The following is a 15,697-nucleotide window of genomic DNA, read 5'->3' on the forward strand; positions in this document are numbered from 1 at the left end:
CGGGTCCCTCCCGGCGCCGGCCCGGAGAGTCCACCAAGCGCCGCATAACCCCCACGTCACCCGATGTGGTGACGCGGACGTTATGCGGGGATCAGCAAGCCGGGGTCAGCGCCGGAACTTGCCGCGCACGTGCACGGGGACGCCGGTGCCGAGCAGGCCGGGCAGCTCCTCGGCCACGTTCATCGGCAGCCGGACGCAGCCGTGCGAGGCGGGCTGGAGCGGCACCGACAGCGCGCCGTGGAAGGCGATCCCGCCGTTGAAGAAGATCGGGTTGTACAGCTCGCCGAGGTAGGACTTGTGCCAGCCGTCGCGGCGCCAGGTGGTCTTGTACGTGCCCGTCGGGGTGGTGGCCGAGCCGCAGAAGCGCTGCTCCTTGCCCTGCCAGACGGTGGTCTCGCAGTAGGGGATGCCGCTGCCGGAGGAGATGTGGCTGATCAGCCTGGCCTCGCCGCGCACGTACAGGACCAGGATCTGGGTGGTCAGGTTGACCTCGGCGCGGGTCGGCTTGCCGTTGGGGGCCAGCACCTTCGGGACCTTGGGCGCCTCCAGGGCGGACCAGGTGGCCTTGCCGACGGTGCTGGTCGGCTTGATGCCGTTGACCTTCTGGAACGCCCACACGGCGGCCAGCGTGGTGCCGCCGTAGCGGCCGTCGGCCTTGCCGGGGCGGTAGCCGAGGTCCCGCAGGCGCCGCTGCAGCCAGACGACGGCCTTGCCCTTGTCGCCCAGCTTGAGCTTCTTGTCCGGCGCCGTGACAGGGGCCGAGGCGGCGGCGCCCGCGGCCAGGGGCACAGCGGCAGGAACAGCGGCGGCAGGAACGGCGGAGGGAGCGGCTGCTGACGTGTGCGCCACCGTCGTCGTGCCGCATCCGGCGAGTGCGACGGCCCCCGCCGTCAGGAGAGCGGCCATCCCAGGTCGACCCCGCACCGGTATCACCTCTCAAATCATTAACAAACGAATCAACGGACCCTATACCACCACTGGACACGGTCAAGTGATGCTCAACCTGTTTAGAGTGTGCGCATGTCTGAGAAGTTGCCCGCCAACGCGATACGCGTGGAAGCCGCGCTCCGGAGCCTGGGAGCGGCCGGCGAGATCGTCGTCCTGCCGGAGAAGGCGCCCACCGCCGCCACCGCGGCGGCCCAGCTCGGCTGCGAGGTCGGCGCGATCGCCAACAGCCTGATCTTCGACGCCGACGGCGAGCCGCTGCTGGTGCTGACCAGCGGCGCGCACCGGGTCGACGTGGAGCTCGTCGCGCGCACCGCCGGCGCGCGGAAGGTGCGCCGGGCCACGCCGGAGTTCGTCCGGGAGGCGACCGGGCAGCCGATCGGCGGCGTGGCGCCCGTGGGTCACCCGGCTCCGGTGCGCACACTGGTGGACACCTGGCTGGGCAAGCACGAGGTGGTGTGGGCCGCGGGCGGCCATCCGCACACGGTGTTCCCGACGACGTTCGACGAGCTCGTGCGCATCACCGGCGGCACCCCGGCCGACGTCGAGTAGGCGCGTGACGGCGTGCCGGGCGCGTGGCCCGGACGGGAGTAGGGTGCGACGATGATCGAGTTTCGCGGTGCGGGGCCCGCCGAGTTCGCCGAGCGGCTGGACACGGTGATCGGCATCTACACCGCCGCCATGCGCCCGCCCGCCGAGCAGATCGCCGGCCGCACCACAATCATGCGAAATCATGGGACATATCCCTATTTCCAGTGCTATTTCGCAGAATTGCACGATTCACCCCGTACGGCCAGTCCGCTGGTCGTCGGGTTCGCGTACGGGTTCCGCGGCGCGCCGGGCCAGTGGTGGCACGAGGTCGTGCTGCGGGCCCTGCGCGAGCGCGCGGGCGACGAGGCCGCCGAGGCCTGGATGGGCCACGCCTTCGAGCTGGCCGAGATCCACGTGCACCCCGACTACCAGGGCAAGGGCATCGGCCGCGCGATGATCACCACGCTGTGCGCCGGCCGCCCCGAGCGCACCGCGGTCCTGTCGACGCACGACCGGCCGACGGCCGCCCGCCACCTCTACGCCAGCATGGGCTTCACCGACCTGCTGACCGGCTTCGTCTTCCCCGGCGGCCACGAGGCGTACGCGATCGCGGCCCGCCCGCTCCCCCTCCCGCCGCCCTCCCCCTGGCCCCTCCCGCCGGCCTCCGCCTGACCCCTCCCGCTGCCCTTCGTCTGACGTGAGGTTTTATCAGGCTTGGCACGGGGCACGAAACATTACAGAGAGCACACGCTCTTTTACTCTCCGATCGCAGGTCCCCTGCCGTCACCCGCCCGGTCCCCCTGCGGGCGGGTGGCGGCGCCGCTCAGCGCAGCACAGGGTTCGCCCTCGGCCGCCCCTTGAGCTCGTGGAAGTGCGGGGTGCCGGCCACCAGCAGCACGCCGTCCCACAGCCGCCCGGCCGCCTCGCCCTCGGGGACGCGGGAGATCACCGGGCCGAAGAAGGCGACACGCTCCCCCGGCGACGCGGTCACGGCGACGACCGGCGTGCCCGACTCGCCGCCGATCGCGGCCATCGCCCGCGCGTGCGAGGCCCGTACGAGGTCGTCGGACTCGGGGGTGAGCGCCGCGTCGGCGAGGTCCTCCGGCAGGCCGGCGGCCCGCAGGGCCGTCGCCAGGTCGCCGAGCCAGTCCTGGTCGTCGCCGCCGGTGGTCCACAGCGCGGTGTAGAGGCGGCCGAGCGCGTCGGAGCCGTAGCGGTCGGCCACGGAGGCGCACAGCCGGGCGGGCACCCACAGGTAGCCCTCCGGGTCGCCCTCGGGATCGTCGTCGCGCCCCTCGTTGAGCACCGACAGGCTCATCACGTGCCAGCGTGCCTCGACCGGCCGCACCCGGGTCACCTCCACGAGCCAGCGGGAGGTGAGCCACGTGTAGGGGCAGGACGGGTCGAGCCAGAAGTCTGCGATCACCCGTCCAGTCAACAGGAGATCAGCCCGGGACGGGCGCCGGCTCGATCCGCTGGAACACCTCGCGCGAGGCGCTGGAGCGGTTGAAGGTGATGAAGTGGATGCCGGGGGCGCCCTCGTCGAGCAGCCGCTGGCACAGCTCGGCGCCGTGCTCGATGCCGAGCGCGCGCACGGCGGCCGGGTCGTCGGCGACGGCCTCGAAGCGGGCCGCCACGTCGGGCGGGAACGGCGCGCCGGACAGCTGCTCGGAGCGGGCGATCGTGCTCATCTGCGTCACCGGCATCACGCACGGGATGATCGGCGTGTCGCAGCCCCGGGCCGCCACCCTGTCGCGCAGCCGCAGGTAGTCGTCGGCCTGGAAGAACATCTGCGTGATCGCGTAATCGGCCCCGGCGCGGCACTTGCGCACGAAGAACTCGGTGTCGGACTCGATGGACGGCGAGCGCGGGTGCTTGTAGGGGAAGGCGGCCACGCCCACGCAGAAGTCGCCGGCCTGGCGGATCAGCCGCACCAGCTCTTCGGCGTAGAGGACGCCCTCGGGGTGCTGGACCCACTCGCCGCCCGGGTCGCCGGGCGGGTCGCCGCGCACGGCCAGGATGTTGCGCACCCCGGCGTCGGCGAAGCGGCCGACCAGGTGGCGTAGCTCGCGCACGGAGTGGTTGACGGCGGTGAAGTGGGCGACGGGCGTCAGCGTGGTGCCGCGCGCGACCCGCTCCACGATGTCGACGGTGCGGTCACGGGTGGTGCCGCCCGCGCCGTAGGTCACCGAGACGAACGTCGGCCGCAGCGACTCCAGCTCCCTGATCGCCTTCCACAGCTGGCGCTCGCCCTCGTCGGTCTTCGGCGGGAAGAACTCGAAGGAGAACGACCGGCCGCCGGAGGCGAGCAGCTCCCGGACGGTGGGGACGCGATCGGGCAGGACGGAGGGTCGACCAAGGGCCATGCGACAAGATTACCCGGTGGCCGTGCGGCGCCCGACTCTCTACCTGCTCGGTATGGCCGATATGTCCGGCCACTAGTCTCAAGGCATGAGCACAGACGCCGCGAAGATGGACAACCTGCGCGCCCAGGTGGACCGTCGCATCAGGGAGTTCGTCGAACGGCAGTTGCCCGTCACCGGCGACCCCGACCTGGAGCCGCTGCGCACCGCCGCCGACGAGCTGCTGGCGGGCGGCAAGAGACTGCGCCCGGCCTTCTGCTACTGGGGCTGGCGAGCTGCCGGAGGCGGCGACGTGCCGGAGATCTTCACCGCCGCCGCCTCGCTGGAGCTGCTGCAGGCCAGCGCCCTGGTGCACGACGACGTGATGGACAAGAGCGACCTGCGCCGCGGCATGCCGGCCGCCCACCGGCGCTTCCAGACGCTGCACGAGAAGTCGGGCTGGCACGGCTCGGCCACGCAGTTCGGCGAGGGCGCCGCGATCCTGCTCGGCAACCTGCTGCTGATCTGGTCGGGCGAGATGTGGCGCACCAGCGGCCTGCCCGCGCGGGCGCTGGCGGCGGCCCAGCCGGTGCACGACCACATGCGCACCGAGCTCATGTGCGGCCAGTATCTCGACCTGCTGGAGCAGGCGCACGGCGAGAACACCTTCGACTCGGCGCTGCGCGTGGCCCTGTACAAGAGCGGCAAGTACTCCGTCGAGCACCCGCTCCGCCTCGGCCTGGCGCTCGCCTCCGGCGGCCTGGAGCCGTGGATCGACGAGCTGTGCACCACGTACGGCACCCGGGTCGGCATCGCCTTCCAGCTGCGCGACGACATCCTCGGCGTGTTCGGCGACCCCGCGCAGACCGGCAAGCCGGCCGGCGACGACCTGCGTGAGGGCAAGCGGACGATGCTGGTGGCGCGCACCCTGGCCGCCGCCACCCCGGAGCAGGCCGGCGTGGTGCGCCGCCTGCTCGGCGACCCCGAGCTCGACGAGCCTGGCGTGGCCGCGCTGCGCGAGATCATCGAAGGCACGGGCGCGCTGCGGGCGTGCGAGGACATGATCGGCGACTATCTCGGCGAGGCGCTCGCCTCGCTCGACCAGGCGCCGATCACGCCCGAAGCCCGCACCGCGCTGGCCGGGCTCGCCGTGGCGGCTACGTCACGGCGGACGTGAGCCGCTTGGCGAACTCGGCGGCGGCTGCCCCGGGGTCGTCGGCCTCGGTGATGGCGCGCACCACCACGACGCGGCGGACCCCGTAGGACATGACCTCGTCCAGGTTGGCCAGGTCGATGCCGCCGATGCCGAACCAGGGCCGGTCACCGCCGAGCGCCGCCGCGTGCCGGAGCAGCGACGGGCCCGGCGCGTGCCGGCCCGGCTTGGTCGGCGTGGGCCAGATCGGCCCACAGCAGAAATAGTCGACGCCCTCCTCCACCGCCGCGGCGGAAGCCTCGGCGGCGGAGTGGGTGGACCGGCCGATGACGATGTCGTCGCCGAGCATTTCTCGCGCGACCGTCACCGGAAGGTCGTCCTGCCCCAGATGGAGCACGTCAGGCCGGGCGGCGAAGGCGATGTCGGCCCGGTCGTTGACCGCCAGCAGCCGGCCGTGCCGGTCGCAGGCGTCGCGGAAGACCTCCAGGAGCGCGAGCTCCTCGCGCGCCTCCAGGCCCTTCTCCCGCAACTGGACGATGTCCACGCCGCCGGCCAGCGCCGCGTCGAGGAAATCGGCCAGGTCGCCCCTGTCACGCCGCCCGTCGGTGCACAGGTAGAGGCGGGCGTCAGAAAGCGAGGGCTTGGGCACGGCGCTTGACCTCGGTGTGACGACCGGCCTTGATCGCCTGGACGGGCGACCCCGGCAGCGAGTCGTCAGGGGTGAACAGCCAGCGCAGCGCCTCCACATCGTCGTACCCGGCGTCGCGGAGCACGGTCAGCGTGCCCGGAAGGCCTTTCACCACGTCCTTTCCGTCGAGGAACACCGCGGGCACCTGTGGCCCGCCGCTGCCGCGGCGCACGCCGAGCAGCTTGTGATCCTTGAGGAGTTGCTTGGCCCGTCCCATCGAGAGGTCGAGGCGCTGGGCCACTTCGGGGAGAGTGAGCCACTCGTCAACGAGCTGGTCGGTCTCCCGGTCGATCTGTGCAACAGAAAGCGTCACGAAACCACAACTACCACATGCCGCGCTTGCTCAAACAACACAATCCCGTAGGGGTACATCTGGATCTACCAGGCGTTCCGCGTCCAGACGACGGCCCTCCTGGATGATCCGGCGGCCCTGCACGAGGTCGCGGGGCCGGTCGACGGCCAGCACCGCCGCCAGCCCGCCCTCGGCCGTCAGCCAGCAGGCCGACCACTTGCCCTCCGGCCCGCCCCGGTAGAGCAGGCGCTCGCCCGCCGGGTGGTGGCCGGCGTACTGCACCATGTGGCCGAACTGCTCCGACCAGAAGTACGGGACCGGATCGTACACGGCCTCCTCGCCCAGCAGCGTCGCGGCGGCCACCTCCGGGGCGCTCAGCGCGGTGTCCCAGTGCTCCACGCGCAGCCGGGCGCCGTAGCGGCGCGACCACCAGGCGGCGCAGTCGCCCACCGCCACCACGCCGGGCAGCGACGTGCGCAGCCGCTCGTCCGTGACCACGCCGTTGTGCAGGTCGACGTCCGAGCCCGCCAGCCACTCCACGGCCGGGCGGACGCCGATGCCCGCCACGACCACGTGCGCCTCCACGAACCCGCCGCCGACCAGCTCCACGCCGCCCTCGTCGACCGACGCGACCATCGTCTCCAGCCGCAGGTCGATGCCGTCGTACCAGCTCTCCGTGCGGGCGCCGATCTCCTCGCCGACCGCCTGCGCCAGCGGGGTCCGGCCCGCCTCCAGCACGGTGACGGCGCAGCCGGCCCGGCGGGCGGCCGTGGCCACCTCCGCGCCGATCCAGCCCGCGCCCGCGACCACCACCCGCGCGCCCGGCACCAGGCGGGCCCGCAGCTCCAGCGAGTCGTCCAGCGTGCGCAGCACGTGCTGCGGGCCGTCACCCGGCAGCGGGATCGGCTCCGCGCCCGTCGCGATGACCAGGCCGTCGTAGCCCAGCTCGCCCTCGGTCGTCTCCACCACGCCCGCACGCAGCGACTTGGCCGAGACGCCCGGCCGGAAGTCCACCTCCAGCGCGTCCAGGTCGGAGTCGACGAAGCTGGAGTCGGCCGAGCCGAGCAGCACCGCCTTCGACAACGGCGGCCGATCGTAGGGCCGGTGCCGTTCCTGGCCGATCAACGTGATCCGGCCGCCGAACCCCCGTGCCCGCAGCGCCTCGACGCTGCGCACGCCCGCAAGACCCGCTCCCACCACCACGACGCGATTCACGTTCATGACCATAACGGGGGCGGTGCCGCGGCGTCGCACCGAGGCCGTAGGCTGGGGGACGTAAGACGCGCGGGAGTCCGGCCGTAACCGGGCTGAGAGGAAGGCTTCACCGGGCCTTCGACCGCAAGACACCTGATCCGGATCATGCCGGCGAAGGGAGCGGACATGGACGTGATCGTGGGCGGCGGAGTCGTCGGACTGTCGATCGCCTGGCGCCTGGCCCGCTCGGGCCGCGCCGTCACCGTGGTCGACCCGGCCCCCGCCTCGGGCGCCTCCCACGCCGCGGCCGGGATGCTGGCGCCGGTCAGCGAGGTGACCTACACCGAGGAGCCGCTGCTCCGGCTCGGCATCGCCGCCCTGCGCCGCTGGCCCGCCTTCGCCGCCGACCTCACCGTCGACGCCGCCCTCCCCCCTGGACGGACCGGCGCCCGCACGAGCGGCCCCACCGCCACCGGCGCACCCCCGCCCTCCGGGGGCGCCTCCCTGGACGGACCTCCCGCGGGATCCGGCGGTGCGCCACGGGCCGGCGAGCCGACCGGCCATCCGACCGGCCGTCCGGCCGGGGGTGCGGCTGGGGGTGAGGACGGTCCCGCCGCCTCCGGGCCCGGCGCGGCTCCCTCCTTCGGCGACGCCGCGGGGGCTGACCCGCTCGGGGGGCTCTCGGCGCTCGGCGGGGTGCCGGCCGAGGGGCGGGACGTGCTGGATCTGCGCTCCGACGGGACGCTGGACGTGGCGTTCGGCGGGGACGACCTGGCCGCGCTCGGGGAGCTGGCCGCGTTCATGGAGAAGCTCGGCCTGCCGGTGGAGCGGCTGACCGGGCGCGAGTGCCGGCGGCTGGAGCCGATGCTGGCGCCGTCCGTGCGCGGCGGTCTGCTGGCGCCCGGCGACGCGTGGGTGGACCCGCGCCGCGTCACCGCCGCCCTGCTCGTGGCCCTGGAGCGGCGGGGCGTCCCGCTGGTACGGGAGCGCGCGGCCGGGCTGTCGCGCGAGGGCGGCCGGGTGACCGGCGTACGCCTGGAGTCCGGGGAGGAGATCTTCGGCGAGCGGGTGGTCCTGGCCGCCGGGGCGTGGAGCGCCGGGCTGGCCGACGTTCCGGTACGGCCGGTCAAGGGGCAGATCATGCGCCTGCGCTCCCCCGAGCCGCTGCTGGGCCGGTGCGTGCGCGGGATGGTGCACGGCACGCCGGTCTACCTGGTACCCAGGGGCGACGGGGAGCTCGTGGTGGGGGCCACGCAGGAGGAGCTCGGGTTCGACACCCGGGTGACCGCCGGCGGGCTGTACGAGCTGCTGCGCGACGCCAGGGAGCTGGTCCCGGGGGTGACGGAGCTGGAGGTCGCCGACGTGGTGGCGGGGCTGCGGCCGGGCACGCCGGACAACCTGCCGATCATCGGCCCCGGCTCGGCCCCGGGGCTGGTGCTGGCCACGGGGCATTTCCGGGGCGGGGTGCTGATGGCCCCGCTCACGGCCGCGATCCTGCAGGGCGAGGAGGGCGACCTCGCGTCCCTGTGCTCACCCGCTAGATTTCGGGATATTTCATGAAATTGCTGATCAACGGAAGTACGCACGACGTGGCTGACGGCATGACCGTCGCGCAGGCCGTACAGACCCTGACCACCGCCACCACCGGCGTCGCGGTGGCCGTGAACGACGAGGTCGTCGCGCGCGGCGCGTGGGAGACGACGGCGCTGCGCGACAGCGACCGCGTGGAGGTGCTGACGGCGGTGCAAGGTGGATGACCTGATCATCGCTGGGGAGAAGTTCTCCTCCCGGCTCATCATGGGCACCGGCGGCGCGCCGTCGCTGGAGGTGCTGGACCAGGCGCTGGCCGCGTCGGGCACCGAGCTGACGACGGTGGCCATGCGGCGGCTCGACCCGGCCGCCCGCGGCTCGGTGCTGGACGTGCTGCGCGAGCGCGGCATCAAGGTGCTGCCCAACACGGCGGGCTGCTTCACCGCGGGCGACGCGGTGCTGACGGCCCGGCTCGCCCGGGAGGCGCTGGGCACCTCGTGGGTCAAGCTGGAGGTCATCGCCGACGAGCGGACCCTGCTGCCCGACCCGATCGAGACGTTCGACGCGGCCGAGCGGCTCGTGGCCGACGGGTTCACCGTGCTGCCGTACATCGGCGACGACCCGGCGCTCGCCCGCCGGCTGGAGCAGGCCGGGTGCGCGGCGGTGATGCCGCTGGGCGCGCCGATCGGCTCCGGGCTGGGCATCCGCAACCCGCACAACATCGAGCTGATCGTCGAGGCGGCCGGGGTCCCGGTCATCCTGGACGCGGGCATCGGCACGGCCAGTGACGCGGCGCTGGCGATGGAGCTGGGCTGCGACGCCGTGCTCCTGGCCACCGCCGTGACGCGGGCCCAGCGGCCCGACCTGATGGCGGCGGCGATGCGCGAGGCGGTCCGCGCGGGCCGCATGGCGCGGCAGGCGGGGCGCATCCCGCGCCGCCGCTACGCCGAAGCGTCCTCCCCGCTGACCCCCTGACGGGACGTCCTTCCCGTCTGCCGGGGGCGCACCGGCTCTCCGGGGCCGGTGCCGGGGTGGCCTGTGCGACGGCGCGGCACGTGAGGGGCCGGGCGGGGCACGGGTCGGCATCGGTTTCGGATGGTCAGGCCCTCCCGGGTGCGAAACGCCCGTAAACTCAGCGGGGTGGACACGACGACTGCCGACCCGTTGGTCGGCCGGCTGCTCGATGGACGCTACCGCGTCGAGTCCCGGATCGCCCGGGGCGGCATGGCGACCGTCTACCTCGCGCTCGACATCCGGCTGGACCGGACCGTCGCGCTGAAGGTCATGCACCGCTCGCTCGCCGACGACCCGGCGTTCGTGCGCAGGTTCATCGGCGAGGCGAAGTCGGTGGCCAGCCTCTCCCACCCCAACGTGGTGCACGTCTTCGACCAGGGCACCGACACCGACGTGGTCTATCTGTCGATGGAGTACGTGCCGGGCAAGACGCTGCGTGACATCCTGCGCGAGCGCGACCGGCTGCCGGCCCGCGAGGCGCTGGAGATCATGATCCCGGTGCTGGCGGCGCTCGGCGCGGCCCACCAGGCCGGGATGGTCCACCGTGACGTCAAGCCCGAGAACGTGCTGCTGACCGCCGACGGCCGGGTCAAGGTCGTGGACTTCGGCCTGGCCAGGGCGATCGAGGCGACCAACCAGACGCGCACCGGCGTGATGATCGGCACGATCGGCTACATGTCGCCCGAGCAGGTGACGACCGGCGGCGCCGACGTGCGCAGCGACGTCTACGCGGCGGGCATCATGCTGTTCGAGCTGGTCACCGGCAGGCAGCCGTACGACGGCGAGACGCCCATGTCGGTGGCCTACCGGCACGTCCACGACACGGTCCCGGCGCCGTCGTCGCTGATCCACGACGTGCCGCCGCAGATCGACGCGCTGGTGGCGCACGCCACGGCCCGCGAGCCGCACGACCGCCCGGCCGACGCGACCGCGATGCTGGTGGCGGCCGTCGAGGCGCACCGCACGCTGCCCCGGCTGAGCGAGCCCGGCCGCGCATCCGGCGCCCACTCCAGGCCGCACCCGATGCCGTCCACGATGCCGCCCGCCGCCGCTCCCGCGCACACGCTGATCCAGCCGCGCGCCGAGGTGCCGGCCGCGCCGCCGCCCCCGCCGCGCGGGCGGGGCAAGGGCGGCGGGTTCCGGCCCAACTGGTTCCTGGTGGGGCTGGCCGCGGTGATGGTCGTCGCCGTGGCGCTGACCGGCCTCTACTTCTCGCAGAAGACGCTGGCCGTGGTGCCCGACCTCGTCGGCAAGAACCTCGCGGTCGCCGAGCAGAACGCCCGCAACCTGGGCTTCAAGGTGCGCCGCGTGGAGGGCCGCCACGACGAGGAGGTGGCCGAGGGGCTCGTCCTGGAGATGGACCCGGCCGCCAAGACCGAGGTCGAGGCCGGGCAGACGATCACGCTGGTGCCGTCGCTCGGCCCCAAGCGGGTGCTGGTGCCGAAGGTGCAGGGCCTGACCGAGCAGGACGCCCGCAACGCGATCGGCAGCGCCGGCCTGACCGTGGGCAAGGTCCGCCGCCTGCAGAACCTGGAGGTCGCGCGCAACTCCGTCATCCGCACCTCCCCGCAGGTGGGCGAGAAGGTCAAGGAAGGCGCCAAGATCGACCTGTACGTGAGCGCCGGGCTGGTGATGCCCGACGTCGACGGCATGCCGAAGGACCAGGCCGCCGCGTTCCTCAGCCAGCAGGGCTTCCAGGTGCAGGTCACCGAGGTCGACGACGACGCCGAGCCGTGCACGGTGATCGCGCAGGCGCCCAAGGCCAAGGCGGAGGTCGACCAGGGCATCCCGGCGATGATCACGGTGTCGCGCTGCCAGACGGACTTCTGGCACTGGTTCAACGGTGACCAGGAGGCCCGCGACGACCAGCAGTTCGTCATCGTGCCGCAGGTGATGGGCAAGAACGTCAACGACGCCCGCAACGAGCTGCGGGCGCTGGGCTTCCGGGTGCGGGTGCGCACGGTGGGCGGCGGCGGCGTGGTGCGTTTCCAGCGCCCGGCCCCCAACAGCGAGCGCCCGCCCAACTCCGAAGTGCTGCTCTGGCACTAGGCGCCCGGCGCTGAGAGGTCAGGCCAGGGTGCCGAGCAGGCGGACTCTGGCCAGCCCGCCGTCGGGGTGGATGTCGACGCGTACGCGCTCGACGGGCTCGGTGTGGCTCAGCCGGAAGCGGTGCGGCGTGTCGGGCAGCAGCGGGGTCGTCGGCAGCAGCTCGACCTCGCGGTCGCCGTCGAGGCCGGTGAGCGTGACGGCGGCGGGCGCGTTGTGCAGCAGATGGGTGGTGTCGATCTCGGCGACCCTGATGAGGCCGCGCCCGGCCAGCCGGATGACCAGCCAGTCGTTGCCGCCGTCGCGGCGGCGCGCGGTCTCCCAGCCTTCGGCCTGGTGGCGGGGCAGGCCGGGGGCGATGACGTGGTGCGGCTCGGAGTAGAACGCGTCGGAGCAGGCGGTGACCAGCCCGCCGTTGGCCATGGCCGCCAGGTCCAGGCCGAGCCCCTCGTACACCGACAGGTCGGCCCGGGGCTCGCCGTGCACCCGCAGCCGGGCGACGCCGCCGTCGGGGAAGATGTTCAGCCGCACGTGCGTCCAGCGGCGCTCGCCGGTGACCTCGAACGGGTGCGCGGCGTCGCCGCCGAGCGGGCTGCGCGGCACGATCTCCGTCCACGCCGCCCCGGCCAGCTCGGCGGGCGCAGGATGCCCGGCGACCTCGGCGGCCTCGACGGACGCGGACGAGGGATGGTTGCCGGTGAACCAGGCGGTGTCGACGACCACGCCGCGGATCACGCCGGGCAGGCCGAGCCGCACCAGCGCCCAGTCGTGGCCGGGCTCGCGGCGGCGGCGGGTCTCCCAGCCGTCGTAGACCTGCCCCTTGCCGCCGAACGTGGCAGGCCGGAACTCCGGGCGGCCCGGCCGGATCAGCGCCTCCTTCTCGGCGAACGCCTCGTCGCTGGCGGCGACGACCGCTCCGCCGTGGCCGCGCAGCGCGAGGTCGGGCAGGTGGGTGAAGCTCGGCATCTACGTTCCCCTCAGCAAGGTCCCGTGCGGCACGCCGTCGGCGGGCCTGCCGCGCAGCCAGGTGGTCAGGACGGCGCCCCTGAGCGCGTGGCCGTGGTAGGGCGTGATCGGGTGGCGGTGGTGCAGCCGGGCCGCGTCGACGGGCTCGACGGCGTCGGGGTCGAAGGCCACCAGGTCGGCGTCGTTGCCGGGGACGATGCCGCCCTTGCCCGGCAGCCCCGCCAGCGCGGCCGGGCCCGCCGCCATCCACCGGGCCACGTCGGCGAGCTCGTGGCCGCGCCGCGCCGCCTCCGTCCACACGACGCGCAGCCCGAGCTGCAGCGAGGCGACGCCGCCCCACGCTGCGGCGAAGTCGGGCACCTTGAGGTCGGCGGTGGCGGGCGAGTGGTCGGAGACGACGCAGCTCAGCACGCCCCGGGCGAGCCCGTCCCACAGCAGGTCGCGGTTGGCGGCCGAGCGGATGGGCGGGCAGCACTTGTACGCGGTGCCGCCCTCGGGCACCCGTTCGGCGTCGAGCGCCAGGTAGTGGGGGCAGGTCTCGGCGCTGACCGGCAGCCCGGCGGCCCGCGCCGCCTCCAGCACCGGCAGGCACTCGGCGCTGGAGACGTGCAGGACGTGCGCCCGCGCGCCCGTCTCGGCCGCCAGCCGGACCACCAGCTCGACCGCGCTGCGCTCGGCCACTCCCGGCCGCGACGCCAGGAACTCCCGGTACGAGGGGCCCGCGCAGTCCGTGAGCAGCGCCGGATCCTCGGCGTGCACGATCAGCAGCCCGCCGAACCCGGCGATCTCCGCCATGACCTCCCGCAGCTCGCCCGGCCCGAGCGGCGGGAACTCCGGCACGCCCGACGGCGACAGGAAGCACTTGAACCCGTATACGCCCGCCTCGTGCAGCCGCCGCAGCTCCTTGAGGTTGCCGGGCACGGCGCCGCCCCAGAAGCCGACGTCCACGTGGCACCGGCCCTCGGCGGCGCGCCGCTTCACGGCCAGCGCGGCGGCGTCCACGGTCGGCGGGAGCGAGTTGAGCGGCATGTCGACGATCGTCGTGACGCCTCCGGCCGCGGCGGCCCTGGTGGCACTGGCGAACCCCTCCCAGTGGGTGCGGCCCGGCTCGTTCACGTGCACGTGCGTGTCGACCAGGCCGGGCAGCAGCGCCAGGTCGCGCAGGTCGACGTCCTCGGCGGCGGTCAGCTCGGCGTCGTACGGGCACAGCGCCTCGATCCGGCCGCCGCGCACCGCCACGGCCACCGGGCGCACCCCGTCGGGCGTCACCCCCCTCCGCGACCGCACCACCAGCTCGTACGCACCCCCGCCCGAGCTGACGCAGGCGAAGACAACCGGCCCCGGGACGGAAGCCGCCGAGCCCGAGGCGGACGGCACCTGGGTGGACGGCACCTGGGCGGGCGGGACATGGGCGGGCGGGACATGGGCGGGCGGGACATGGGCGGGCGGGACCGAGTCCGCCGAGCCCGGGGCTGCCCCAACCGAAGCCACCGAGCCCGAGGCCGCCCCGGCTGAGGCCACCGGGGCCGAAGCAGCCCGGACCGAGGCCACCGGGGCCGAAGCAGCCCGGACCGAGGCAGCCGAGACCGAAGCGGCCCCAACCGAAGCCGCCGAGACCGAGGCGGCCCCAACCGAGGCCGCCGGGGTCGGGGCAGCCTGGGGCGGGGGGACCGGGGGCGGGGCGGGTGGGGGCATCAGGGTAGGTGGGCGGCGGCCACGCGGGCCGCGAGCTGCTGGAGGAGGGGGGCCGCGGCGGCCATGCAGCGGGCCGGGTCGGGCTCCAGGTCGGTGAGGGCGTAGGCGGCGGCGAAGCCGGCGGCCCGCAGGTCGTCGTCGGTGAGCGTGCGCCGGCCGCAGACGGCGACGACGGGGACGCCCGCGCGGGCGGCGGCCCGGGCGACGCCGGCGGGGGCCTTGCCGCGCAGCGTCTGCTCGTCCAGGGAGCCCTCGCCGGTGATCACCAGGCGGGCGCCCTCGACCTGCTCGTTGAAGCCGAGCAGGTCGAGCAGGTAGTCGATGCCCGGCTGGATGTCGGCGCGCAGGAAGGCGAGCGCGGCGAACCCGACGCCGCCGGCGGCCCCGGCGCCCGGCGCTCCGGCGACGCCCATCGGGCGGGGGACGTCGTCGTGCTCGACGGCGCCGACGAGGCCGTGGATGCGGGTGGCGACGGCGGCCAGCCGGGACAGCGCGCTCTCCAGCAGGGCGACCTGGTCGGGCGTGGCGCCCTTCTGCGGCCCGTAGACGGCGGCGGCGCCGTGCGGGCCGAGCAGCGGGTTGTCGACGTCGCTCGCCACGACCACCTCGACGCCCGAGAGGTCGAGGAAGCCGGACATGTCGATCCGGTCGAGGTCGCGCAGGGCCGCGCCGCCCGGCGGCAGCTCGCGCCCCTCGGCGTCGAGCAGGCGCGCGCCGAGCGCCTGGACCATCCCGGCGCCGCCGTCGGTGCAGGCGCTGCCGCCCAGGCCGAGGACGACGCGGGTGGCGCCCTGCTTGACGGCGTCGGCGATCAGCTCGCCGGTGCCGTGGCTGGTGGCGGTGAGCGGCTCGGGGCCGCCGGGAAGGCGGCGCAGGCCGGACGCCTCGGCGAGCTCGATGACGGCGGTGTCGCCGCGCCTGGCGTAGGAGGCGTCGACGGGCTCGCCGGTGGGGCCGGTGACGCGGGCGGTCACCCGGGTGAAGCCGCCTGCCACGGCGGCCTCGACGGTGCCGTCGCCGCCGTCGGCGACGGGCAGCTGCACCGCCGGGACGCCGAGCCCGGACGACACGGCGGCGGCGACCTCCGCCGCCGTCAGCGAACCCTTGAACTTGTCCGGGGCGACAAGCACGTGCTCAACCACTGCGAACTCCCACACGAGACGGACACGGGCGGCCCCCCTGCCGGGGGCGGGCGGGCCGGCGGTCCCCATCATCACACCCCGCCCGCGGCCCCGTGCGCGTGCCCCGGCCCCCTGTGGAAAACCGGGGCGGGAACCGGCGGGCATCGGGCGGGAGCCGGC

General features: G+C 74.4%; 16 protein-coding genes and 1 riboswitch. Of the genes, 7 read left to right on the top strand and 9 right to left on the bottom strand.

The window, feature by feature from the left end; all coding sequences use genetic code 11:
* Nucleotides 1-105: 105 nt before the first annotated feature.
* Complete coding sequence (locus ACWDXC_RS24110) at nt 106-789, bottom strand: L,D-transpeptidase family protein (RefSeq protein WP_449985535.1); 684 nt, start codon at nt 787-789, stop codon at nt 106-108.
* Between the two features lie 231 nt (nt 790-1,020).
* Here ACWDXC_RS24110 and ACWDXC_RS24115 point away from each other — a divergent pair, with 231 nt between their 5' ends.
* Both ACWDXC_RS24115 and ACWDXC_RS24120 read left to right on the top strand, forming a co-directional pair.
* Entirely contained in the window at nt 1,021-1,497 is a 477-nt protein-coding gene (locus tag ACWDXC_RS24115; RefSeq protein WP_364172369.1) for a YbaK/EbsC family protein, read from the top strand.
* 51 nt (nt 1,498-1,548) lie between these two features.
* Complete coding sequence (locus ACWDXC_RS24120; protein WP_449985539.1) at nt 1,549-2,148, top strand: GNAT family N-acetyltransferase; 600 nt, start codon at nt 1,549-1,551, stop codon at nt 2,146-2,148.
* Between the two features lie 151 nt (nt 2,149-2,299).
* On the opposite strand, the gene ACWDXC_RS24125 is transcribed toward ACWDXC_RS24120, so the two are convergent.
* Nucleotides 2,300-2,902: a mycothiol-dependent nitroreductase Rv2466c family protein gene (locus ACWDXC_RS24125; RefSeq protein ID WP_449985541.1), complete on the bottom strand. Its 603-nt coding sequence runs from the start codon at nt 2,900-2,902 to the stop codon at nt 2,300-2,302.
* A 19-nt stretch (nt 2,903-2,921) separates the two neighbouring features.
* Nucleotides 2,922-3,842 carry a methylenetetrahydrofolate reductase [NAD(P)H] gene (metF, locus tag ACWDXC_RS24130; protein ID WP_219507204.1) on the bottom strand — a complete coding sequence of 307 codons (921 nt, stop codon included), beginning with the start codon at nt 3,840-3,842 and terminating at the stop codon, nt 2,922-2,924.
* Between the two features lie 85 nt (nt 3,843-3,927).
* On the opposite strand from metF, the gene ACWDXC_RS24135 reads away from it, so the two are divergent.
* On the top strand, nt 3,928-4,995 hold the full coding sequence (locus tag ACWDXC_RS24135) for a polyprenyl synthetase family protein (protein ID WP_449985544.1): 1,068 nt from the start codon (nt 3,928-3,930) through the stop codon (nt 4,993-4,995).
* Here the strand turns inward: ACWDXC_RS24135 and thiE are convergent.
* Genes thiE through ACWDXC_RS24150 form a run of 3 tightly spaced genes read right to left on the bottom strand, consistent with a single transcriptional unit; the run spans nt 4,976 to nt 7,172 of the window.
* Nucleotides 4,976-5,620 (bottom strand): thiamine phosphate synthase, encoded by a 645-nt coding sequence (thiE, locus tag ACWDXC_RS24140; protein ID WP_449985546.1) that lies wholly within the window; start codon nt 5,618-5,620, stop codon nt 4,976-4,978. The genes ACWDXC_RS24135 and thiE overlap by 20 nt on opposite strands.
* Nucleotides 5,598-5,972 carry an Rv2175c family DNA-binding protein gene (locus ACWDXC_RS24145; protein ID WP_219507199.1) on the bottom strand — a complete coding sequence of 125 codons (375 nt, stop codon included), beginning with the start codon at nt 5,970-5,972 and terminating at the stop codon, nt 5,598-5,600. Before ACWDXC_RS24145 ends, thiE begins: the two co-directional genes overlap by 23 nt.
* 30 nt (nt 5,973-6,002) lie before the next feature.
* Entirely contained in the window at nt 6,003-7,172 is a 1,170-nt protein-coding gene (locus ACWDXC_RS24150) for an NAD(P)/FAD-dependent oxidoreductase (RefSeq protein ID WP_449985549.1), read from the bottom strand.
* A 53-nt stretch (nt 7,173-7,225) separates the two neighbouring features.
* Nucleotides 7,226-7,342, top strand: a riboswitch (TPP riboswitch).
* Here ACWDXC_RS24150 and ACWDXC_RS24155 point away from each other — a divergent pair.
* From ACWDXC_RS24155 to pknB, 4 genes are all read left to right on the top strand, one after another.
* The gene (locus tag ACWDXC_RS24155; RefSeq protein WP_449985552.1) at nt 7,332-8,705 is read left to right on the top strand and encodes an FAD-dependent oxidoreductase; all 1,374 of its coding nucleotides are present in this window, start codon (nt 7,332-7,334) and stop codon (nt 8,703-8,705) included. It overlaps the preceding riboswitch by 11 nt.
* Nucleotides 8,702-8,902: a sulfur carrier protein ThiS gene (gene thiS, locus ACWDXC_RS24160; protein ID WP_219507196.1), complete on the top strand. Its 201-nt coding sequence runs from the start codon at nt 8,702-8,704 to the stop codon at nt 8,900-8,902. The genes ACWDXC_RS24155 and thiS overlap by 4 nt, the downstream gene beginning before the upstream one ends.
* Nucleotides 8,895-9,650: a thiazole synthase gene (locus ACWDXC_RS24165; protein WP_219507194.1), complete on the top strand. Its 756-nt coding sequence runs from the start codon at nt 8,895-8,897 to the stop codon at nt 9,648-9,650. Before thiS ends, ACWDXC_RS24165 begins: the two co-directional genes overlap by 8 nt.
* Nucleotides 9,651-9,815: 165 nt before the next feature.
* Complete coding sequence (gene pknB, locus ACWDXC_RS24170) at nt 9,816-11,738, top strand: Stk1 family PASTA domain-containing Ser/Thr kinase (RefSeq protein WP_364172387.1); 1,923 nt, start codon at nt 9,816-9,818, stop codon at nt 11,736-11,738.
* An 18-nt stretch (nt 11,739-11,756) separates the two neighbouring features.
* Here the strand turns inward: pknB and alc are convergent, their stop codons facing one another.
* From alc to ACWDXC_RS24185, 3 genes are all read right to left on the bottom strand, one after another.
* Nucleotides 11,757-12,701 (bottom strand): allantoicase, encoded by a 945-nt coding sequence (gene alc, locus ACWDXC_RS24175; protein ID WP_364172390.1) that lies wholly within the window; start codon nt 12,699-12,701, stop codon nt 11,757-11,759.
* Nucleotides 12,702-13,994, bottom strand: a complete 1,293-nt coding sequence (gene allB, locus ACWDXC_RS24180; protein ID WP_449985821.1) for an allantoinase AllB — start codon at nt 13,992-13,994, stop codon at nt 12,702-12,704. It lies immediately after the preceding gene.
* A 401-nt stretch (nt 13,995-14,395) separates the two neighbouring features.
* Complete coding sequence (locus ACWDXC_RS24185; protein WP_449985557.1) at nt 14,396-15,538, bottom strand: glycerate kinase; 1,143 nt, start codon at nt 15,536-15,538, stop codon at nt 14,396-14,398.
* Between the last annotated feature and the right edge of the window lie 159 nt (nt 15,539-15,697).

The sequence above is a fragment of the Nonomuraea sp. NPDC003214 genome, from assembly GCF_053590035.1.